Source organism: Actinophytocola sp. (genome assembly GCF_035634895.1).
Lineage (GTDB): Bacteria > Actinomycetota > Actinomycetes > Mycobacteriales > Pseudonocardiaceae > Actinophytocola.
In genome coordinates, this window is the sequence record NZ_DASQCC010000278.1 from 1 (window position 1) to 20,837 (window position 20,837).

Annotated in this window: 22 protein-coding genes, 4 tRNA genes and 1 pseudogene; 17 read left to right on the forward strand and 10 right to left on the reverse strand. The window is 68.0% G+C overall.

All coding sequences use genetic code 11. The features are described 5' to 3' along the window. From VET29_RS42460 to VET29_RS42470, 3 genes and pseudogenes are all read right to left on the reverse strand, one after another. Nucleotides 1-201: pseudogene (locus VET29_RS42460) on the reverse strand (2-oxoglutarate ferredoxin oxidoreductase subunit alpha); the annotation flags it as partial. 137 nt (nucleotides 202-338) lie between these two features. Further along, nucleotides 339-1,085, reverse strand: coding sequence for an enoyl-CoA hydratase (locus VET29_RS42465; RefSeq protein WP_324932724.1), 747 nt, complete (start codon nucleotides 1,083-1,085; stop codon nucleotides 339-341). Between the two features lie 9 nt (nucleotides 1,086-1,094). Beyond that, a complete protein-coding gene (locus tag VET29_RS42470; protein WP_324932727.1) occupies nucleotides 1,095-1,577 on the reverse strand; it encodes an Lrp/AsnC family transcriptional regulator in 483 nt (160 codons plus the stop codon). Nucleotides 1,578-1,651: 74 nt separating this feature from the next. On the opposite strand from VET29_RS42470, the gene ddaH reads away from it, so the two are divergent. Further along, on the forward strand, nucleotides 1,652-2,473 hold the full coding sequence (ddaH, locus tag VET29_RS42475) for a dimethylargininase (protein WP_324932730.1): 822 nt from the start codon (nucleotides 1,652-1,654) through the stop codon (nucleotides 2,471-2,473). A 14-nt stretch (nucleotides 2,474-2,487) separates the two neighbouring features. Here the strand turns inward: ddaH and VET29_RS42480 are convergent, their stop codons facing one another. After that, nucleotides 2,488-3,855: an amidase gene (locus VET29_RS42480; RefSeq protein WP_324932733.1), complete on the reverse strand. Its 1,368-nt coding sequence runs from the start codon at nucleotides 3,853-3,855 to the stop codon at nucleotides 2,488-2,490. 36 nt (nucleotides 3,856-3,891) lie between these two features. Between VET29_RS42480 and VET29_RS42485 the strand changes: the two genes are divergently transcribed. Both VET29_RS42485 and htpX read left to right on the forward strand, forming a co-directional pair. Continuing rightward, nucleotides 3,892-4,659, forward strand: a complete 768-nt coding sequence (locus tag VET29_RS42485; protein ID WP_324932736.1) for a siderophore-interacting protein — start codon at nucleotides 3,892-3,894, stop codon at nucleotides 4,657-4,659. An 81-nt stretch (nucleotides 4,660-4,740) separates the two neighbouring features. Further along, nucleotides 4,741-5,610, forward strand: coding sequence for a zinc metalloprotease HtpX (htpX, locus tag VET29_RS42490; protein ID WP_324932739.1), 870 nt, complete (start codon nucleotides 4,741-4,743; stop codon nucleotides 5,608-5,610). A gap of 36 nt (nucleotides 5,611-5,646) precedes the next feature. On the opposite strand, the gene VET29_RS42495 is transcribed toward htpX, so the two are convergent. The 3 genes from VET29_RS42495 to VET29_RS42505 form a co-directional block, all read right to left on the reverse strand. Then, a complete protein-coding gene (locus VET29_RS42495) occupies nucleotides 5,647-6,801 on the reverse strand; it encodes a type I restriction endonuclease (protein WP_324932802.1) in 1,155 nt (384 codons plus the stop codon). A 157-nt stretch (nucleotides 6,802-6,958) separates the two neighbouring features. Then, entirely contained in the window at nucleotides 6,959-7,840 is an 882-nt protein-coding gene (gene rfbA, locus VET29_RS42500) for a glucose-1-phosphate thymidylyltransferase RfbA (protein WP_324932743.1), read from the reverse strand. Continuing rightward, on the reverse strand, nucleotides 7,837-8,328 hold the full coding sequence (locus VET29_RS42505; RefSeq protein ID WP_324932745.1) for a YajQ family cyclic di-GMP-binding protein: 492 nt from the start codon (nucleotides 8,326-8,328) through the stop codon (nucleotides 7,837-7,839). The genes rfbA and VET29_RS42505 overlap by 4 nt, the downstream gene beginning before the upstream one ends. Before the next feature lie 125 nt (nucleotides 8,329-8,453). Here VET29_RS42505 and VET29_RS42510 point away from each other — a divergent pair. After that, a tRNA-Tyr gene (locus VET29_RS42510) sits at nucleotides 8,454-8,537 on the forward strand. Between the two features lie 623 nt (nucleotides 8,538-9,160). Here VET29_RS42510 and VET29_RS42515 read toward each other — a convergent pair. Beyond that, nucleotides 9,161-9,532, reverse strand: coding sequence for a permease (locus VET29_RS42515; RefSeq protein WP_324932747.1), 372 nt, complete (start codon nucleotides 9,530-9,532; stop codon nucleotides 9,161-9,163). A gap of 259 nt (nucleotides 9,533-9,791) precedes the next feature. On the opposite strand from VET29_RS42515, the gene VET29_RS42520 reads away from it, so the two are divergent. From VET29_RS42520 to VET29_RS42555, 8 genes are all read left to right on the forward strand, one after another. Then, nucleotides 9,792-10,142, forward strand: a complete 351-nt coding sequence (locus VET29_RS42520) for a hypothetical protein (RefSeq protein WP_324932750.1) — start codon at nucleotides 9,792-9,794, stop codon at nucleotides 10,140-10,142. Continuing rightward, a complete protein-coding gene (locus VET29_RS42525) occupies nucleotides 10,139-10,618 on the forward strand; it encodes a tetratricopeptide repeat protein (RefSeq protein ID WP_324932753.1) in 480 nt (159 codons plus the stop codon). The genes VET29_RS42520 and VET29_RS42525 overlap by 4 nt, the downstream gene beginning before the upstream one ends. 914 nt (nucleotides 10,619-11,532) lie before the next feature. After that, entirely contained in the window at nucleotides 11,533-14,184 is a 2,652-nt protein-coding gene (locus tag VET29_RS42530; RefSeq protein WP_414636760.1) for a putative bifunctional diguanylate cyclase/phosphodiesterase, read from the forward strand. A gap of 79 nt (nucleotides 14,185-14,263) precedes the next feature. Beyond that, a tRNA-Thr gene (locus VET29_RS42535) sits at nucleotides 14,264-14,336 on the forward strand. 52 nt (nucleotides 14,337-14,388) lie between these two features. After that, nucleotides 14,389-14,461: transfer RNA gene (locus tag VET29_RS42540), tRNA-Met, on the forward strand. Between the two features lie 42 nt (nucleotides 14,462-14,503). Beyond that, nucleotides 14,504-14,671 (forward strand): 50S ribosomal protein L33, encoded by a 168-nt coding sequence (rpmG, locus tag VET29_RS42545; RefSeq protein WP_324932756.1) that lies wholly within the window; start codon nucleotides 14,504-14,506, stop codon nucleotides 14,669-14,671. A 2-nt stretch (nucleotides 14,672-14,673) separates the two neighbouring features. After that, nucleotides 14,674-15,126: an FAS1-like dehydratase domain-containing protein gene (locus tag VET29_RS42550; protein WP_324932759.1), complete on the forward strand. Its 453-nt coding sequence runs from the start codon at nucleotides 14,674-14,676 to the stop codon at nucleotides 15,124-15,126. Then, the gene (locus tag VET29_RS42555; protein WP_324932762.1) at nucleotides 15,123-15,536 is read left to right on the forward strand and encodes a MaoC family dehydratase; all 414 of its coding nucleotides are present in this window, start codon (nucleotides 15,123-15,125) and stop codon (nucleotides 15,534-15,536) included. The genes VET29_RS42550 and VET29_RS42555 overlap by 4 nt, the downstream gene beginning before the upstream one ends. Here VET29_RS42555 and VET29_RS42560 read toward each other — a convergent pair. Together VET29_RS42560 and VET29_RS42565 are read right to left on the reverse strand one after the other, a co-directional pair. After that, nucleotides 15,533-16,294 carry an IclR family transcriptional regulator gene (locus VET29_RS42560; protein WP_324932764.1) on the reverse strand — a complete coding sequence of 254 codons (762 nt, stop codon included), beginning with the start codon at nucleotides 16,292-16,294 and terminating at the stop codon, nucleotides 15,533-15,535. The two genes, VET29_RS42555 and VET29_RS42560, sit on opposite strands and share 4 nt — an antisense overlap. A gap of 183 nt (nucleotides 16,295-16,477) precedes the next feature. After that, nucleotides 16,478-17,698: a pyridoxal phosphate-dependent aminotransferase gene (locus VET29_RS42565; protein WP_324932766.1), complete on the reverse strand. Its 1,221-nt coding sequence runs from the start codon at nucleotides 17,696-17,698 to the stop codon at nucleotides 16,478-16,480. 276 nt (nucleotides 17,699-17,974) lie between these two features. Here VET29_RS42565 and VET29_RS42570 point away from each other — a divergent pair. From VET29_RS42570 to rplA, 5 genes are all read left to right on the forward strand, one after another. Next, nucleotides 17,975-18,047 (forward strand) — tRNA-Trp (locus VET29_RS42570). Between the two features lie 44 nt (nucleotides 18,048-18,091). Beyond that, complete coding sequence (gene secE, locus VET29_RS42575) at nucleotides 18,092-18,559, forward strand: preprotein translocase subunit SecE (RefSeq protein ID WP_324932769.1); 468 nt, start codon at nucleotides 18,092-18,094, stop codon at nucleotides 18,557-18,559. Nucleotides 18,560-18,630: 71 nt separating this feature from the next. Next, on the forward strand, nucleotides 18,631-19,527 hold the full coding sequence (gene nusG / locus VET29_RS42580; protein ID WP_324932772.1) for a transcription termination/antitermination protein NusG: 897 nt from the start codon (nucleotides 18,631-18,633) through the stop codon (nucleotides 19,525-19,527). Between the two features lie 37 nt (nucleotides 19,528-19,564). Then, a complete protein-coding gene (rplK, locus tag VET29_RS42585) occupies nucleotides 19,565-19,996 on the forward strand; it encodes a 50S ribosomal protein L11 (RefSeq protein WP_324932775.1) in 432 nt (143 codons plus the stop codon). Nucleotides 19,997-20,098: 102 nt separating this feature from the next. Beyond that, nucleotides 20,099-20,818 carry a 50S ribosomal protein L1 gene (gene rplA, locus VET29_RS42590; RefSeq protein WP_324932778.1) on the forward strand — a complete coding sequence of 240 codons (720 nt, stop codon included), beginning with the start codon at nucleotides 20,099-20,101 and terminating at the stop codon, nucleotides 20,816-20,818. Nucleotides 20,819-20,837: the final 19 nt, after the last annotated feature.

Here is a 20,837-nt window from a genome sequence, read left to right on the forward strand (position 1 = left end):
CAGAGTCCCCGCAGGAGCACGGATCTCGGCCGGGAAGTTCGGCAACGTCGCCAGATCGTTCCCGAACGCCGCCGCCTCCGAGGTGAACCGGTCACCCGTGAGCTGCATCCCGTCACCCGAATCACCGGCGAACCTGATCACGACCCTGTCGAGCTTCGTGACCTTCGTGGCCCTACCGCCTCCGTTGACGCTGGTGCTCATAGCTTTGCTGGTCCCTCTCTACGCACGACCGCGTGCTCTCTGGTCGAGGGTAGCCGTGCCTAACCAAAGGTCTCCTTGGTGCACAGGTTATTCGCGGCGGACATCACAGTGTCATTTCCCGAATACTGGGACGCCCGTCACGCTCTGCGGGATATCCGGTCCCGCATGGCGGCGAGCAGCTCGGCGAACGCCGGGGTGTCCATGGACGCCACCTGCGCGACGAGCTCCGTCTCGACGGCGTCGTCATGCCGCTCCTGGGCGGCGGTGGTCCGGAGGGTGCGCTTGGTGGCGACGAGCAGGTCCCGAGGCGCCTTGACGGCAGGCTGGGCGAACTCGACGGCCGCCTCGAGGACGTCGTCGGCCCTGGCGTAGGCAAGTCCGGTGGCGATGGCGGCGTCGGCGTCGAGCACCTGCCCGAAGAGCGTCATGGCGGCGGCGGTCTGGGGGCCGACGAGCCGTTGGGTCATCCAGGTCATGCCCCCGCCCGGGTGCAGGCCGAGCTGGAGGAAGCGGGCGTCGAAGCGGGCCTTGGGCCCCACAAGACGCACGTCACAGGCGAGGGCGAGGTTGAGCCCCGCCCCGACGGCGGCCCCGTTGACGGCCGCGATGGTGGGTAGCGAGGAGCGGGCGACGGCGAGGAACCCGGCGTAGATGGAACGCAACCCGTCCTCACGGGCCTCGCCGAGCGCGGTGAGGTCGGCCCCCGCGCAGAAGGCCGGCGGCGCACCGGTGACGACGATGGCGGAGACACCGTCGTCGTCCTCGCAGGCGGCCACATGCTCAACAAGCCGGGCGGACGAGTCCAGGGTGAGGGAGTTCCGCCGCTCGGGGAGGTTGATCGTGATGACCCCGACCCCGTCACGCCGCTCAAGCAACACACTCATGCGAGGACCCTAAGCCCCGCGTGGCCGGCCCAACGGACCAGAATCGGCGACCTCCGGCGCCGGCGGCCGCTCCAGCAGCGTCGACAGCACCACGGTCGAGACCGTCCGGTCGATCATGTCCACCGCACGCAGCCGTTCCAGGGCGTCCTCCAGGTGGTGGATGCTCCCCGCCCGCAGGTGGACGATCGCGTCCGCCGCGCCGGACACCGTGTACGCCGCGACGACCTCCGGAAGCGGGAGAAGCCGAGCCCGGATCCGCTCCGGCGTGACGTTGCCGATGCAGTGGACCTCGACGAACGCCTCCGTGCCCCAGCCGAGCGCCTCCGGGTTGACCACGGCCGTGAACCCGCGCAGCACGCCCGTGTCCAGCAGCCGGTCCACCCGCCGCTTGACCGCGGGGGCCGACAGCCCGACCACCTTCCCGATCTCGGAGTAGCTCCGCCGGGCGTCGGACACCAGCTGCGAAATGATTCGCTGATCTATCACGTCCACACGCAACATACTGCCGCTAGTACGGCACTGGTGCGACATTGATCGCCGACAAGAGCCGCACTTACATTTGATTCATGACGGGCACCCCACGCCGCTACCTGATGTGCGAGCCGAAGTACTTCGCCGTGGAGTACTCGATCAACCCGTGGATGAACCCCGACGAGCCGGTCAGCGCCGAGCTCGCGGTCAAGCAGTGGACCGAGCTGGCGGACACCTATCGTCGCCTCGGCCACCGTGTCGACACCATCCGACCCGTCCCCGGCCTGCCCGACATGGTGTTCGCGGCCAACTCGGCCACCGTGGTCGGTGGCCGCGTGCTGGGCGCCCGCTTCCGCGCGCGCCAGCGAACCGCCGAGGCCGACCACTACCGCCGCTGGTTCCTCGACCACGGCTACCGCGACGTGGTCATGCCGTCAGCCACCAACGAGGCCGAGGGCGACTTCGCATGGACCGGCCAGTTCCTCCTGGCAGGCACCGGCTTCCGCACCGACCCGGCGGCCCACGCGGAGGCCCAGGAGGTACTTGGCGTGCCGGTGGTCTCGCTGCGGCTCGTCGACCCGCGCTACTACCACCTGGACACGGCGCTGTTCGTCCTCCGGGAGGCGACCCCGGACGGCCCGGCCCACATCGCGTACTACCCGGACGCGTTCTCGCCGGGCTCCCAGCGCGCCCTGAGCCGCCTGTTCCCCAACGCCATGATCGCCACCGCCGCCGACGCCGAGTGCTTCGGCCTGAACGGCGTCTCCGACGGCCACAACGTGGCGCTCCCCATAGAAGCCACCCACCTGGCCGACCAACTGATCAACGAGGGCTACGACCCCACCTTCGTGGACATCTCCGAACTACGAAAGTCCGGCGGCGGCCCCAAGTGCTGCACCCTGGAGATCAGGGACTGAGCAGGTAACCCAGCTCAGCCCGCACGTCCCGGTCGTTCGAAGTCGGGAGACAGCGAGGACCAGTTCAGCACCGACTCGAGCTGAGCGGCGAGCGAGACCAGCAGCTCCTCACCGCCGGCCGGCGCCAGCAGCTGCGCGCCGACCGGCAGGCCTTCGGGCGTCCGGCCCGCCGGGACGTTCAGCCCGGGCCACCCCAGCGCGTTCCACGGCCAGGCGTACGGGCACGCCGCCATCACCGTCCGGTCCGTTCGCCATCCCGACAGCCCGTCGATCGCGCCGATCGGGAGTGGCGGCGTCGCCGTCGTCGGCGCCAGGACCACGTCCACCTGCTCGAACAGGCGTCCGACCCGCCGGCGGTAGTGGCCGAGCGTCGCCCTCGACACGCGTACCGCCCAGCCGAGCCGGGCGCCGAGGCGGCCGGTGTCGCTCGTGCGGAAGTCCAGCATCGACCGGTCCGGCGCGACCGCGCACCACTCCTCGACGCCCGCCAGCGAGCGCGGCAGGAAGTTCAGGCCCAGCAGGCCGAACCGCGGCTCCGCGACCACCACCGAGTGCCCCAGCGCGAGCAACCGCCGAGCCACGCCGACCACCGCGGCACGCACGCGTGGGTCCAGCCGGACCCGCACCCCGCCCATGAACGCCGGCCGCACCGACAGCGCCACCCGCAGCCGGCCCGGCTCCCGCGCGGCCGCTGCCTGGAAGCGGGCATCGCCGGCCAGCACGTCCAGCAGCAACGCGGCATCCGGCACGGTCCTGGCGAGCGGGCCCCATTCGGTGATCCCGTTGAACGCCGGCGGGGTCGGCAGCGTGCCCCGTCCCGGCTTGATGCCGACGAGATGGCTCCACGCCGCGGGAATGCGGATCGAGCCCGCGCCGTCCGAGCCGACCGCCGCCTCGACGACGCCCGCCGCGACCGCCGCTGCCGAACCACCCGACGAGCCGCCCGGCGTGTGGTCGAGGTGCCACGGGTTGCGCGTCGCGCCGAACGCCGAGCCCTCGGTGACCGGCCACAGCCCGAGCTCCGGCGTGTTGGTCTTGCCGATGATCACCGCCCCGGCCGCGCGGAGCTGCCGCACCAGCACGCCGTCCTCGGCGACGGCCGGGTACTCACCGGCGCAGCCGAACGCGGTCGGCGCCCCGGCGAGGTCCATGTCGTCCTTGATCGCGACCGGCACGCCGAGAAGTGGGCGGCGCTCGCCTGTCGCGAGGCGCTCGTCCGCGGTCCGGGCCTCGGCCAGCGCGGCGTCCCGGCGCAGCAGGCGGAACGCGTTGAGCGTCGGCTGCGTCGCCTCGGCGCGGTCGAGTGCCGCACGGGTCAGCTCGACGGAGGTCGTCGCACCCGCGGCCAGGCGGCGTGCCTGTGTCCCCAACCCCTCGTACATGAGCTCGAACAGTAGGGCGGTGAGAGGATGGGCGCGATGAACACGACCGTGAGCAGGCGTTCGCGCCGCCAGCAGACGAAGTTGTGGCGAGCCCCGGTGGTGCGGGTGGCGCGGCTGACGCCCCGCATGACCAGGGTCACCGTCGGCGGCCCCGACCTCGCCGACTTCGCGTACGCGGGCACCGACCAGAACGTGATGCTCTACTTCTACCCGGACGACGTCGAGCTGCCAGAGCCGCTGACACTCGCGGCCGCGCGTGGCATGTGGTCCCAGGTAAGACCGCTGACCAGGACGTACACCGTGCGCCGGTACGACAGGGACGCGTGCGAGATCGACTTCGACTTCGTCCTGCATTCCGACGCGGGCCCGGCCTCGGACTGGGCGAAACGGGCGGAGCCCGGCGACCGGCTGATCTTCGTCGGCCCGTCGCCCGCCTACCAGCCCGACCCGACCGCGGACTGGCACCTGCTGGCCGGCGACGAGACCGCGCTGCCGGCGATCACGGCGATCCTGCGCGAGCTGGGCCCCGACGTGCCGGTGCGGGTCTTCGTCGAGGTCGAGGACGCGTCGGAGGAGCAGCCGCTGGCGGGGCCCGTCACCTGGCTGCACCGGGACGGCACCGACGACCTGCTCGCCAGGGCCGTCGCGGCCGCCGACCTGCCGACGGGCCGGGTGGACGCGTGGCTGGCGGGGGAGCGGGCGTCGATGGTGGCGCTACGCCGGCACCTGCTGGCCGACCGCGGCCACGACCGTTCCCGGGTCCGGCCGACGACGTACTGGCGACGAGGCGAAACAGGCAACTGACCTGCGGATTTGTCGCGCTGTGGGAACTTCCGGTCCCGTTGATCCGTTCTAGGGTCGGCAGAGGTTTAACGGAGGCGCAGGGTGCACAAGCACTACAACGGGCTGAAGACCGCGCTGCTGCTCGGCGGCATGAGCGCGCTGATCATCATGATCAGCGCGCTGTTCGGGCGTGCGGCGCTGTTCATCGGCCTGGCGGTCGCCCTGTTGATGAACGGGTACGCGTACTTCAACTCGGACAAGCTCGCGCTGCGGGCGATGCGCGCCAGACCGGTGTCGCAGGCGGAACAGCCGGCGATGTACCGAATCGTCCGCGAACTGGCGACGTCCGCCCGCCAGCCGATGCCGCGCCTCTATGTGAGCCCCACGATGGCCCCGAACGCCTTCGCCACCGGCAGGAACCCCCGCAACGCGGCGGTCTGCTGCACGACGGGCATCCTGGAGCTGTTGGACGAGCGCGAGCTGCGTGCGGTGCTGGGCCACGAGCTTTCACACGTGTACAACCGCGACATACTGATTTCGTGCGTCGCCGGCGCCCTGGCCAGTGTGGTGAGCGTCCTGGCGAACCTGGCCATGTTCGCGGGCCTGTTCGGCGGTGGCGACGACGACCGCCCGAACCCGTTGGCGATGCTGCTGCTGGCGATCCTGGGCCCGGTGGCCGCGGGCATAGTGCAGATGGCGGTCAGCCGTTCCCGCGAGTACCAGGCGGACGAGTCCGGCGCGGAGCTCACAGGCGACCCACTGGCACTGGCTTCGGCGTTGCGAAAGCTGGAGTACGGCACGGCCCGCGCCCCACTGGCCCCGGAACCACAGGTCATGTCCCAGTCCCACCTGATGATCGCCAACCCGTTCCGCCCGGGCGAGCAGATGACCCGACTCTTCTCGACCCACCCCCCGATGCCCGACCGCATCCGCCGCCTGGAAGAAATGGCCCGCCGCAACGACCTGCGGTGACGGTCCAGCGCCCACACGGGACGCTGGACCGAGCTGTCAGCCGGTGAGCATCGGACCCACTGGCACCGTGATCTCCTCGACGACGTCGACCTGAGTGGACCTGACGAGATAGCGCGCCACGGTCCTTCTCAGGATTTCGGCGTGCTGGTAGATATCCTGGACGTCGGCGATGGGAATGCGCGTCTCGACCTTGTTCTCGTCGAACACCCCGAGGTATTTCTTCGACCGGTTGAGCCAGAGCCGGGCAATGGGCTTGCGGTTGTTGTCGTCGAGCACCACGCCGAAGTAGGTCTTCGTGTCCCGGGCGGCCACGCGGGAAACCGGCACCTCACTGCAGACGATGGCCCGCACGATCCGGTAACCCTCGTGTTCCTCTTCGGTGGTGATGACCTCGCCGCCGGTCTCGACCGGAGTTTCCTCTTCGGGAACGGGTTCGGCTTCGACCGCGTCCTTCGAGACACTGACATAGGAGTCGGGGCCGCCCAGGGCGTTCTTGAGGCGGTCGTTCACCTGCTCGTTCAGGAACTGGCGCGCGGCCTTGGTGACGAGGGGAACGAACTGTTCACGCACGCGCTGGGTGAAGGACCCCTCGTACACGCGGGTGGTCAGGAATCGCACCCAGTCGTCCTCGGGCTCCTTGAACTGGGCGGCGAGAACCCGCTTCAGCTGACCGATGTACTTCAGCTCGCCCGCCGCGCTGATCACCGAGTCGAGGTTGAACGACTCCTTGGAGAGCTTGGCCAGCTCCGGCAGGAGTGTCTCGTCCAGGGCGGAGAAGTCGAGCACCAGGAACGGCTTGGCGTCCATCCGGTTGGGTGCGTCGAGGTCCGTGTAGAACTGGTAGACCTCGCCGTTGGTGAGAATGGCGATCCTGGCGTTGGTGACCGCGAAGTAGCGGAACAGCTGCGAGGCATGCTCGATCCGGAGCGGATCGTTGATCTTCTTCACCTCGATCAACAGCTGGATCTTCTCGTCGTGCGAGACGGCGTAGTCGATCTTTTCGCCCTTCTTGAGGCCGACGTCCGCGGTGAACTCGGGAATGACCTCGGCCGGATTGAAGACGTCATAGCCGAGGACGGTGCTGATGAACGGCATCACGAAGGCGTTCTTGGTCGCTTCCTCGGTCTCGATGGTCGCTTTCTGCTTCCGGATCTTCAGCGCCAATGCCTGGGTGCGCTCAGCAATGTCCATATCGACCTCCCGGACTGATGACCAATGAGTCGACAGGACCGGCCGACGTGTTACGAATATCACTGTCCGGTTGGGAAACCCCGATGTGCTGCCAGATCGTGAAACACAATGGCCCGGCGTCCGTATGGGACGCCGGGCCATGAGACGTGTTCGCCGATCAGCCGGTCGCGCCCGCGGCCCGGGCGACCTCCATCACGTAGTCGCCGTAGCCGGACTTGGCCAGCTTGCTGCCCAGGGCGTAGCAGTCGTCCGGGCTGATGAAGCCGTTGTCCATGGCGATCTCTTCCAGACAGGCGATGCGGACCCCCGTCCGGTGCTCCAGGACCTGCACGAACTGGCCGGCTTCCAGGAGCGAGTCGTGCGTGCCGGTGTCCAGCCACGCGAAGCCGCGGCCCAGGTCGAGCAGCCGAGCGCGGCCCTGGCGCAGGTAGGTCATGTTGACGTCGGTGATCTCGAGCTCGCCACGGGCCGACGGCGCCAGACCCTTCGCGATCTCGACCACCTCGTTGTCGTAGAAGTAGAGGCCGGTGATCGCCCGGTTGGACTTGGGCTTGGCCGGCTTCTCCTCGATCGACAGCAGCTTGCCGGTGCCGTCGACCTCGCCGACGCCGTAGCGCTGAGGGTCCTTCACCGGGTAGCCGAACAGGACCGCGCCGTCGAGCCCGTCGACGTGCTCGTGCATCACCGCGGAGAAGTCGGCGCCGAAGAAGATGTTGTCGCCCAGCACGAGTGCGACGGCGTCGTCCCCGACGAACCGCTCGCCGATGATGAACGCCTCGGCCAGGCCGTTCGGCTGAGCCTGCTCGGCATAGGTCAGCTCGACGCCCCACTGGTTGCCGGAGCCCAGCAGGCGCTGGAAGCTCGGCATGTCCTGCGGCGTCGTGATGACCAGGATGTCCCGGATACCGGCCAGCATCAGCACCGACAGCGGGTAGTAGATCATCGGCTTGTCGTACACCGGCAGGAGCTGCTTGGAGACCGCTTGCGTGATCGGGTGCAGCCGGGTCCCGCTGCCCCCCGCGAGGACGATGCCCTTCACCGGTAGTTGGTGAACTGGAGGGCGATACCGAAGTCGGCGGACTTCAGCAGCTGGATGACGTCCTGCAGGTGGTCCTTCTTCTTGCCGGACACCCGTAGCTGGTCGCCCTGGATCTGCGCCTGCACGCCCTTGGGGGCCTCGTCTCGGATCTTCTTGGCGATCTTCTTCGCGTTCTCCGACGAGATGCCCTGCACGATCTGGCCGGTGACCTTGTAGGTCTTGCCGGACACCGCCGGCTCACCCACCTCGAACGCCTTCAGGGAGATCTGGCGCTTGACCAGCTTGTCCTTGAACACGTCGACCGCGGCCTTGCACCGCTCCTCGGTCTCGGCCTCGATCGTGACGCCCTCCTCGCCGGCCCATTTGATGGAGGCCCCGGTCCCCCGGAAGTCGAAGCGCGTGGACAGCTCCTTGCTCGCCTGGTTGAGCGCGTTGTCGACCTCCTGCCGGTCAACCTTGCTCACCACGTCGAAGGACGGATCCGCCACCAGTCTCACCTCTCGAACACGTGTCAAGTACCCGAGCGAGCCTACCGCTGCGGGGGATACCGGTTGGCAGCCCCGCAAACCCGTTCGGTAAGGTTCCGTCCCGTCCGGCCAGACCGGACACTCCCGGCGGGTTGCCCGAGCGGTCAAAGGGAGCAGACTGTAAATCTGTCGCGCAAGCTACGAAGGTTCGAACCCTTCACCCGCCACCACATGCACAAACGGCCCACTGACCAGCGAAAACAGGTCAGCGGGCCGTTGGCTTGTTGTCCGGTTGTGTCCGGCCGTAGCCGGTGGGCTACGAGTGGGCGCGGCAAATACGCGGCAAAGTTGTCAGCCGGTCATGGCCTGCTGAACCTTGGCTCGCGCGGCCTGCTCACCTCCGTCCAGTGTGCCATGAAGTATGGCGCAGATTGGTCTAGTCGCTCGCACTGGTGGAAATGGTGGCCGCAGCGGCAGGAGCGGTGACGCAGCCGGCGGTCTTCCGTCCACTTCCGCTGACGGGAAGCCACCAGGGCGCTTGCTGTCATGCGACGGAAGCCCTGCGGCCTTGTGACGTTTGCCCTGCGGGGGCTGTGACGGGCTTCCCCACCGGTGTTGTCCCTGGTTAGCAGTCTTCTCGACATCGACGAGTAGGGCTCAGACTAAGAAAATTGGTCCCAGGCGAAGTGTCGCACTTCATGATCAGGTTACCGATAGACGTGTGCTGGTTGCCGATACAGTTACTGATCAACATGCACTGTGACCTGCAAGGTTACCGTGGTTACCGCAGTTACCGATACTTGAGCCAGCAGGCAACTCGGGCCGCGAGATGGCTACCTAGTCGCGGATTGGTCTACTGGTCGTTCTGCTGACCACCTTGGGCGATGAGCGTGTTCAGCAGGTTGACGATCTGCTGTTGGCCAGCGGCCGTGGCGTCGAGCTTGCCGCGCATCTCGGTGAACCCTTGCTGCGTCTCGCTGAACCCCTGCTGCATCTGGCTGCGGAGGTCGTTCAGGTCCTCGCGTGTCGCGTTGAAGCTGGACGTGGTGGCCTGGCGGAAGTCCCGGATCTCTCCACGGATCTCAGCGACGTCACGGTCAGCTCCTCCGGCCAGCACGCGCGCCGCTGCCGCGTCCTGCTCACTGTGGCGGACGCGATCGGCAAGTTGCCGGACCTCGGTCTCCAGGGCGGCCACGCGGACTTCCAGATCGTCTGGCTGAGCCATGCCCACCAGCGTACCGAGTGCCCTTCGCTGGACAGCTCGTGATCTCCGTGAACGGAGAGGCGCTGAATTGGCCGCAGGCGCGTCAGCGCGCCATGGCTGGAGTGAGTGGCTGGACCGCGACAGAATCGGATTCTGTCGTGGTAATGCCGTCTGAGCTGGCCCTCGCCACAGGGCATGTCGTCATCGCCCGAGTCGAGAGCCCACGACGCGGATGGCTAGCCTGCCACCGGATGTGATCGCCAGACGACAGTAGGTAACAGTGCAGCCCTGGATGCAGATTGGTTTGCCGATTCTCGTTGGCCTTCTCACCGCAGGTGGTGCCTATCTCGGAGTTCGCCACGCCACCCGGGGCAACGACCGCGCGACCGAGCAGCGGGAGCTAGCGGCCCGCCGCGAAGAGTGGTGGCGACGGTTCATCTGGGCTGCTGACCTCGCTCTGGATGAAGACCCGGTCAATCGGGTAGTCGGCCTCAAACTACTGACCAAGCTGGCCCAGTCCGACCTCGCGCAACGCGACGAAGCCCAGTTGCTCGACGTCTTCCAAGGGCGTGTACTGGACAAGCTACTTGATGAGCTGCCCGACACCGGAGGAAAGGAGGCGCCAGCATGAACGCACCGCTACAACCAACCGACGAACAGATCGCCGCCGCGCAACTCCGCATCGAGCTCGACAAGAAGCTGGACAGGGGAACACCCGAAATCGTGCGCCAGATCGCTACCTACCGCCCAACCACGCGTCCCACTCAAGACCTCCGACCGCCAACCACGACGGATCAATACCACCCCGCGCAAGCTCCCCCACACACCTGGAGAACATGGGAGGCTGAGACCCCCGCAGACCGGCTAGCCGCAATCAGACGTCAAGCTGACTTCGCCCGCAATGCCATCGAACGCGCGCGAGCCGCTCAGCCTCCTCAGGAACCAGAGCTCCTCAACAACCTCGCCCTCGCACTCCGAGACGCCGGGGACCCCGACCAGGCCATCGACCTCCTCAGGCAAGCTCTAACGATCCATCGTCAACAGCGCGCTGAAACGATCCATCGTCAACAGCGCGCTGAGGCTGACGATCCGTCAACAACCGAGTGAACGAGCGGTCAGCGGAGTTCCCAGCGCTCGAACTCCGGCAAATGCGCGGCAAAGGTGACCTCTGAAAGTATAAAACGCCTGGTCAAGAGGGGTGCGAGGATGGGCCTGTAAATCTGTCGCGCAAGCTACGAAGGTTCGAACCCTTCACCCGCCACGGCCTCGGCCGATCCATGCTCAGTGCCTTCGGCGCTTTCGCTGGGTCGGCCGTCATTATTTTGCGGGGGCGACCCCCGCAAACCCCGCGGTGCGGTTGGTGCTGACCCGGCGTTGGTGTCTTGCTATTTCTCCTCCCGTGTGGACTTTCCTTACGCTGGCGGCTCCTACTCCGTGAGCTTTCCTCGCCAGCGGCGGCTTCGGGGTTGGGCTCGCTTACCCGTCATCGTGGGCTCTCGACTGGGGGCAGGCCAGCGTTGGCGATCACTACGTCCGTCGCCGCGTGCGGTATGGAACGCGCCGCCACGGTCGGGGTCGGGCCCCTGCGTGTGATTACTGAGAGTGGGCGGCCTTCTGAGGCTGCACACGGAAGGTGTAATCGGGACGTCGGTCCGTTGGGCCTGTTGTCTCACTGAGTGGACACGTCGCGGAGGATCGACAGCGAGGTCCTTAAAGGACACTCGCAGCATTCGAGTGACGGCTTTCACAACGATCTCGGAACGGTTGATCGGTGAACCAATGGTGGAAGACGCTGACCTCGGTAGATTCGCCAGTCAACAGTGTGTTGCTCTCCGTGACCGAGGTGGTTACACCAGACTGACCTGCCGGTTTACCGGTCAGGTGGTCTGACTTTGGCCAACTAGCACAGTCGGAAACTGTGCACGGAGGGGGTACAGTTACGCGACCGTGACTAGCCCAATCGGGGGGCGTCGTCACTGTGCGGCGAGGAGCCGTCGCCGAGGGGCGGCCTAGGAGGTTGCATGCCGGACCATCCCATGCCGGCGCCCGCTGACCGCGCCGAGGACTACCCCTCGCTGGACCGCCGGTTCAGCGTTTTTTCGGTCCTCGTGCTTGTCGCCGGGGTTGCCGCGGCGGTTGGGGTCACCTGGTGGCTGCCGTTCCGTGGTGGCGGCGATCTCATCTGGACGGGACTCCTTCTCGCCGTCGGCTTCCTCGTGGTCGAGCAGCTCTCAGTCAACATCGACGTCCGTGGCGGCGTCTCTTGGACGATCTCCTTCACGGAGATTCCGCTGGCCATCGGGCTCTTCGTCGCTCCGTTTCCCGTTGTGCTCGCGGCTCATCTCGTCGCGGGGGTCGGCACGTTGCTCGCTCGGCGGGTGCAGGACCGTGTCCTTTACAACACTGGTGCCGAGACGCTCGAGATCGCTGTCGCGTTCAGTGTCTTCACCTTGATTAGGGACTCGCTGGACGGGCGGCCTGGTTGGTTCGCCGTGTTCGCCGGTGCCTTGTCCGCGCCTGTGACCAGCACTCTTCTCGCTCTCGTCGCCGTCTACGTGCTCGGCCGCCGGATCCGGCTCGGCGCCGCCACCAAGCTTGTCTTGCGCACGCTGGTGCTCGGGCTGGTCAACGCCTCGGTCGGCGTCGCCGGCTACGAGGTCGCCACCAACGTCGAGAACGGCTGGCCGCTTGTCTTCGCCATGCTCGGCGGCCTCTGGGCGCTCTACCTCGCCTACTCCGGCCTGCTCCGCGAGCAGCGCGACCTCGAGGCCCTCTCCGAGGTCAGCCTCATCGTCGCGCGGTCCGGCCGCCGGGCCGCGGCGCGGCCGGCCGCCGGTGGGGACACCGCCACGGCCGTCAACGCCGAGGACTGGCTCGGCATTGCGCAGCGGATCAAGGATCAGCTCGGCGCCGCGCGGGTTGTGCTGCGTCTGCGGTTCGACCCGCAGCAGGCCATGCACACGGTCGTCGCGGGTGACGACCTTGCTGACGACATGTACGACCTCGAACCCACTGGGGCCCGTGCCGACGCACTACTGCGCCTGCCCGGCTCGCACGTCCGTCACTTCCGCCGTGTCGACGCGTTGCCCGAGGTCAGGGCGGCCCTGGTGCGGCGGGACGCCCAGGAGGCGCTCGTCGTGCCCCTGCGCAGCGCCAGTCACCTGCTCGGCGTCGTCGAGGCGCACGACAAACTGTCGCGCTGGCGCGGTTTCGGCCAGGCCGACCTGCGCATGATCGGCACCACCGCCAGCCATCTCGCCACCGCGCTGGACAACCGGCGCCTCGTCGCCACCCTTCGCCACGACGCCTACCACGACCCGCTGACCGGCCTGTACAACCGGCCCGGTTTCCGGCAGGTCGCGACCGAGCTGCTCGGTACCAACCCCGGCTCGGTCATGCTCCGTGTCGACCTCGAGGTCCAGCCAGCCATCAGCGACGCGCTCGGTTACGCGTGGAGCGACCGGATCACCATCGCCGCCGGCCGGCGGCTGCGGGACACGCTCGGCGCCGACATCCCGCTCGCGCGGCTCGAGGGCGGCGCGTTCGCGGCGTTGCTCGTCGACTCGGACTTCGACCAGGCCCAGGCCGTCGCCGGTCAGCTGATCACGAGCCTGGCCTCGCCGTACCCGGTCGACCGGCTGTCCATCGAGGCCGGCGTGGTCATCGGGTACTCCTCGGCGACCATGGCCGACGGCGTGCTGTTCTCGGAGACGACCTCGGCGAGCGCCCGGGAGGCCGCGCCGGCCTCGATGGACGTCGACGAGCTGCTCAAGCGGGCCGACGTCGCCCTGCGGGCGGCCAAGGCCAGCGGTGAGCCCTCGCGGGCGTACGTGCCGAGCATGGGGCAGATGTTCCTGCGCCGGTTCCAGCTGGTCACCCAGTTCCGCCAGGCCATGGAGACCGGCCAGGTCAAGATCCACTACCAGCCGAAGATCTCCCTGCCCAGCCGGGAGATCCTGGGTGTCGAGGCGCTGGTCCGCTGGCGGCATCCGGAGTTCGGTGACCTGCACCCGGACGAGTTCGTGCCCGCCGTCGAGGCCGCCGGCCTGGTCGACGCGCTCACCGACTTCGTGCTCGAACAGTCGTTGATCAAGGTGCGCAAGTGGATGGACCGGGGCCTGCGGATCGGCGTCGCGGTCAACCTTTCCGTGCGCAGCCTCGCGAACCTGTCGTTCCCGGACTCGGTCTCGGCCGCGCTCACCCGGCGCGACGTGCCGCCCGCGCTGCTCACGCTGGAGCTGACCGAGTCCGGCGTGATGGCGGACCCGCAGCGGGCGTTGCCGGTGCTGCGGGCACTGTCCAACCTGGGCGTCGTGCTGGCCGTGGACGACTTCGGCACCGGCTACTCGTCGCTGGCGTACCTGCGGCAGCTGCCGGTGGACGAGGTGAAGATCGACAAGAGCTTCGTGTTCGGCATGGGCTCGGACCTCGGCGACCTGGCCGTGGTGCGGTCGATCGTCGAGCTGGGGCACTCGCTGGGGCTCACGGTCGTCGCCGAGGGTGTCGAGGAGGACGTGGCACGCGACCAGCTGGCCGCCATGGGTTGTGACGTCGCGCAGGGGTACCTGATCTCCCGGCCGCTGTCCGAGGAGCGTCTCGAGGCGTGGCTCCAGGCACGAACGGCGCAGGCCAGAGGCCTGCGGGACGAGACGGTGCTCACGCTGTTGTCGTAGGGGATACCCGATTTCACCGGGGTGTGGCAGCCGTGTAGTCTTCTGACGGCTCCACAGGAACTTCCAAGTTCCTGGGTGCGCCCCAATAGCTCAGTCGGTAGAGCGTCTCCATGGTAAGGAGAAGGTCTACGGTTCGATTCCGTATTGGGGCTCGTGAGCTGGCCGCGGTGTTCGGTTCCGGGCATCGCGGCACAGGCATGTCAAGGCGGTGTAGCTCAGTCGGTAGAGCAAGCGGCTCATAATCGCTGTGTCGCCGGTTCAAGTCCGGCCACCGCTACGCGATCGGGCGCGTTTCGCCCATGGAGAAGAGGGACCTCAGGTGGCTAGCAGCAGTGACGTTCGCCCCAAGATCACGCTTGCGTGTGAGGAGTGCAAGCACCGCAACTACATCACCAAGAAGAACCGGCGTAACGACCCGGACCGCTTGGAGATGAAGAAGTTCTGCCCGAACTGTGGCACGCACCGGCTGCACAAGGAAACCCGCTAGAGGTGCCGCTGGATCCCGCGTTCGTGGGGCACGCGTACCCGCGGTCGGAGGTCTACGAGGTCAGCCGGGCGAAGATCCGGGAGTTCGCGGAGGCCATCGGTGACGACAACCCGGTGTACCGCGACGCGGCCGCGGCTCGCGCTGCCGGCCACCCGGACCTGATCGCCCCGCCGACGTTCGGCACGGTCCTGTTCAGCCGGCACTCCATCGAGGACATCGTCAACGACGAGAAGCTCGGGGTGGACTACGGCCGGCTCGTGCACGGTGACATGAAGTTCGTCTTCGCGCGCCCGGTGCGCGCCGGCGACCGGCTCACGGTCACCACGCACATCACCGAGATCGACAACCGCATGGGCAACGACTTTCTCAGCCTGCGCGCCGAGATCGACACCGACGAGGGCGAGCGGGTCGTCACCGCCCTCTCGCAGCTGGTCATCAGGGCGGAGGACGAATGACTGTCGCGGCCGGCGACGAGCTGCCCCCGCTCGAGATCCGACTGCGCCGCGCGGACCTGGTCCGCTACGCGGGCGCGTCCCTCGACTTCAACCCCATCCACTGGAACGAGAAGCTCGCCGGCGAGGTGGGCCTGCCGGGGGTGATCGCCCACGGCATGCTCACGATGGCGGTCGCCGGGCGTCTCGTCACCAACTGGGTCGGCGACCCCGGCGCGGTCGTCGAGTACGGCGCGCGGTTCATCCGCCCTGTCGTGGTGCCCAACGACGCCGACGGCGCGCTCGTCGAGGTGACCGGCAAGGTCAAGGAAGTCCGCGAGGACGGCACCGCCCGCGTCGACATCACGGCCAGGTTCGACGGCAAAGCCGTGCTGGGCAAGGCGATCGCGGTAGTCCGCCTGCCGAAGGACTAGTTGAACGTCGCCGGGGCGAGGTCCTCGGCCGCGCGGACCGTGTGCCAGATGACCTCCGGCGGCACCTCGTCCTCCCGCGTCGACGCCACGATGGCCCACGACGACTCCGGCGACCCCCCGCGGACCAGGGTGCCCACGCAGGACACCCCGTCCCGGAACTGGCCGTGTTCCAGGACCGGACCGGCGCCGAACGCCGACAGTTCGAAGTCGAGTGCCCCGGCGTCGATCACCGTGCGGGCGGTGAACCGCCGCATTCCCTGATCCGCCAGGTAATCCGCGCGCCGGGCACGGGACAGCGTCGACAGCAGCACCTTGCCGAGCACCGTCGCGTGGGCGGCCACCTCCAGGCCGACCTCGAGGTCCTCCAGATGCGGTGACAGCGGACCCTCGACCATGTCCGTGACGACGATCCGGCCCGACACGAACTGCCCGAGATACGCCGTGCGCTGGGTCATCGTCGCCATGTGCCGCAACACCTCGCGGGCCAGCGGCGGCTGGTCGAACGAGGCCAGCAAATCGTGGAAACGCCTGGCGACCGACGAGCCGAGCATGAACCCGCCGTCCGGCGATCGGACGAGGTAGCCCTCGTAGGTCAACGTGCGTACCAGGTGATACGCCGTTGAGAGGTTGAGCTGGCAGCGGCGGGCGATAGCCTTGACCGTGACCGGCGCACGGCTGGCCCCGACCTCCTCGAGAATCCGGAAAGCCCGGGAAACGGACTGGATGAGATCGGTTGGCTGGGGTGCCCGGTCGCGCATGCGTCACCGTCCCGCGAGGGCCGCTTTGTCACTATTTGAAATCTTACGGGTTTCTCGAAAGGGCCGCCCGCTGCCAGCCTCGAACCGTCTCACGAGCGCACCTGGCCGGCCCTGACCCTGCCGGAAAACCTGAATGACGCCTTCCTGGCTCTCGGATGCTCGGAAGGCGTCATTCAGGCAGCCCTACTTGGCTTCGCCCAGCAGTGCACCCATCCGGGTGACGCCGGTCACGAGGTCGTCGTCGCCCAACGCGTACGACAGCCGGAAGTAGCCCGGGGTGCCGAAGGCCTCGCCCGGCACGACCGCCACCTCGGCGTGCTCCAGCACCAGCGCCGCGAGCTCGACGCTCGTCGCCGGCCGGACGCCGCGGATCTCCTTGCCCAGCAGCTCCTTCACCGACGGGTACACGTAGAACGCGCCCTGCGGCGTGGGGCAGGTGACGCCGGGGATCTCCGACAGCAGCTTCACGATCGTCCGGCGGCGCCGGTCGAACGCCGCCCGCATCTCGTGCACCGCGTCCAGCGATCCGGACACGGCGGCCAGCGCGGCCCGCTGCGACACGTTCGCGACGTTCGACGTCAGGTGCGACTGCAGGTTCGCCGCGGCCTTCGTCACGTCGGCCGGGCTGATCATCCAGCCCACCCGCCAGCCGGTCATCGCGTACGTCTTGGCCACACCGTTGACGACCACGCAGGTGTCGGCCAGCTCGGGCACCGCCACCGGCATCGACACGGCCTCGACGCCGTCGTAGGTCAGGTGCTCGTAGATCTCGTCGGTGATCACCCAGATGCCGTGCTCGACGGCCCAGCGCCCGATCGCCTCGACCTGCGCACGCGGGTACACCGCGCCGGTCGGGTTGGACGGCGAGCAGAACAGCAGGGCCTTGGTGCGCGACGTGCGTGCGGCCTCGAGCTGCTCGACGGAGGTCAGGTAACCGGTGGTCTCGTCGGTCACCACCGGCACGGTCACGCCGCCGGCGAGCGCGATGGCCTCGGGGTAGGTGGTCCAGTACGGCGCGGGCAGCAGCACCTCGTCGCCCGGGTCGATCAGGGTGGCGAAGGCCTGGTAGACGGCCTGCTTGCCGCCGTTGGTGATCAGGACCTGGCTGGCCGCGACCTCGTAGCCGGAGTCGCGCAGCGTCTTGGCGGCGACGGCCTCACGCAGCTCGGGCAGGCCGGCCGCGGGCGTGTACCGGTGGTTCTTCGGCTCCCTGGTCGCCGCCTCGGCCGCCGCGACGATGTCGGACGGCGTGGCGAAGTCCGGCTCACCGGCGCCGAACCCGATGACGGGCCGGCCGGCGGCCTTCAGCGCCTTGGCCTTCGCGTCCACCGCGAGCGTGGCGGACTCGGCGATGCCGCCGATTCGGGCGGAGATCCGGCGCGGGGTGACGGTGGTCTCGCTCATGCCGCCAATCGTTCCAGACTCGCCGGATCGCCAGGTGACCGCCCGTTATGGTCAGGCCTGTGACAGCGGCGGACCGGGGGACGGGCGGTCACGGCGCCGGGGAACGTGCGGGGCAGGCGAGTCGTGGTCCGAGGCGGTTCGACCGGCGCGGTTGCGGACGGGTTTCGCCCTTGCCGTACACTCTTGAACTTGGAAGTTGCCGACCCCGCTCCGCATGCGACACGGGGCAGGTCGAATGCGTCCGCGAATCGTGGCGTCGAGTTATCGACGGCGCGAAGGGGTGTAGCTCAACTGGCAGAGCAGCGGTCTCCAAAACCGCAGGTTGCAGGTTCAAGTCCTGTCACCCCTGCGTCAGGCGCAGGTCCGTGAAGACCATCGAGCGGAGGAACTGGCGTGGTTGACGACCGGGACAAGGAAGAGAGCAAGGGACAGGAGCGCCCCTCTCGTCCGGTCACCGCCGCGGCGCGGCGTGAGCGCCGTGCTTCCGCTCGCCCGGCGGCGCGGAAGGAGTCCTCGACCGACGAGGCGGCCAAGCCCGCGCGGTCGAAGAGCACGGCCGACGAGAAGGCCAAGCCGAAGGCCAAGGCCAAGGCGGACGCGAAGACGGACGCCAAGGGCGAGCACAAGAAGGGGCGGCCGACCCCGACGCGGGACCACAGGGAGTCGCGTCCCGGGTTCTTCGCCAGGATCTGGCGCTTCCTGAAGGAAGTGGTCGCGGAGCTGCGCAAGGTCATCTGGCCGACGCGCAAGCAGATGATTACGTATACGGCTGTCGTGTTGGTTTTCGTGGCCTTCATGGTGGCGGTGATCGCGGGGTTCGACTTCGCGCTCGCCAAAGGCGTATTCGCACTGTTCGGCTGAGCTGCGCCCGCCAGGGCGCGCCGGCACGATAGGTGGAGTACGCGAACTATGAAAGGAAGCGGGACCGAACAGTGAGCTCCGACAACGGTGTGGCTCGCGATGGCGAGCTGACCGGCCTGTCCGAGGACGGCGACGTGCGCACGGAGGAGATGGCGGCCGCCGCGGCCGCACTGGCCGTCGACTCCGATGCCGAGGTCGCCACTTCCGATGAGGACGAGGACCTGGCCGAGGCTGACGTCGTGGCCGACGATTCCGAGGATGCCGACGACTCCGACGACGCCGATGACGCCGGCGAGGATGTCGACGACGTCGCCGAGGCCGACGCCGGCGAGGACGGCGAGGCCGAGGAGGAGGAAGAGGACCCGGCCGCCGAGATGCGCGAGGCGCTGCGCCGCGCGCCGGGCGAGTGGTATGTCGTGCACTCCTACGCCGGCTACGAGAACAAGGTCAAGACCAACCTCGAGACCCGCATCGGCACCCTGGACATGGAGGACTACATCTTCCAGGTCGAGGTGCCGACCGAAGAGGTCACCGAGATCAAGAACGGGCAGCGCAAGCAGGTCCAGCGCAAGGTGCTGCCCGGCTACATCCTCGTGCGGATGGAGCTGAACGACCCGTCGTGGTCCGCGGTGCGCAACACCCCGGGCGTCACCGGGTTCGTCGGCGCGACGTCCAAGCCGTCGCCGCTGACCATCGACGAGGTCCTCAAGTTCCTCCTTCCGCAGGTGGAGGAGGCCAAACCGGCGGCAGACGGCAAGGGCAAGAGCTCGTCCCCGGCCAAGGGTCCCGTCGTCGAGGTCGACTTCGAGGTCGGCGAGTCGGTCACCGTCATGGACGGGCCGTTCGCCACCCTGCCCGCGACGATCAGCGAGGTCAACGCGGACGGGCAGAAGCTCAAGGTCCTCGTGTCGATCTTCGGCCGCGAGACTCCGGTCGAGCTGTCGTTCAGCCAGGTCTCGAAGATCTGAGCCTGATCGCCGCCGAATTCACTAGTCAGGGAAAGAAATGCCACCCAAGAAGAAGAAGCTGGCCGCGATCATCAAGCTGCAGATCACGGCCGGCCAGGCCAACCCGGCGCCGCCCGTAGGCCCCGCCCTCGGTCAGCACGGCGTCAACATCATGGATTTCTGCAAGCAGTACAACGCCGCGACGGAGTCGCAGCGCGGCACCGTGGTGCCTGTGGAGATCTCGGTCTACGAGGACCGCTCGTTCGACTTCAAGCTCAAGACCCCGCCGGCGGCGAAGCTGCTGCTGAAGGCCGCGGGCGTGGACAAGGGCAGCGGCGAGCCGCACCGGGCCAAGGTCGGCAAGGTGACCTGGGACCAGGTGCGTGAGATCGCCGAGACGAAGAAGGCGGACCTCAACGCCAACGACGTCGACCAGGCGGCCAAGATCATCGCCGGCACCGCTCGCTCCATGGGCATCACGGTCGAGTAGCACGTCGACCATCGCCCGTTTCATGGGCATCACGGTCGAATAGTTCGGATTTCGTGGGAGGGCCAGGCGCTGGCCCACGACCACTGACTGTTAGGAACAGATATGGCAAAGCGCAGCAAGGCCTACCGCCAGGCCGCGGACCAGATCGACCGCGAGCGGCTGTACACGCCGCTCGAGGCGGCGAAGCTGGCGAAGGAGACGTCCAGGATCAAGATGGACGCGACCGTCGAGGTCGCCATCCGGCTTGGCGTCGACCCCCGCAAGGCGGACCAGATGGTGCGCGGCACGGTGAACCTGCCGCACGGCACCGGCAAGACCGCGCGTGTGATCGTCTTCGCCACCGGTGACAAGGCCAACGAGGCCGTCGCCGCCGGTGCGGACGAGGTGGGCGCCGAAGACCTGATCGAGCGTATCCAGGGTGGCTGGCTCGACTTCGACGCCGCGATCGCGACCCCCGACCAGATGGCCAAGGTCGGCCGCATCGCCCGCATCCTCGGCCCGCGTGGCCTCATGCCGAACCCGAAGACCGGCACCGTCACCCCGGACGTGACCAAGGCCATCACCGAGATCAAGGGTGGCAAGATCAACTTCCGGGTCGACAAGCAGGCAAACCTGCACCTGGTGATCGGCAAGGCATCCTTCGAACAGGACAAGCTGGTGGAGAACTACGCCGCGGCCCTCGACGAGGTCCTGCGTGCGAAGCCGTCCGCCGCGAAGGGTCGCTACCTGAAGAAGGTCACCTTCTCGACGACCATGGGCCCCGGCATCCCGGTGGACCCCGCTCGCACCCGCAACCTGCTGCAGGACGAGCCGGCCGTCTGACGTACGTAAGAAGCGGGGC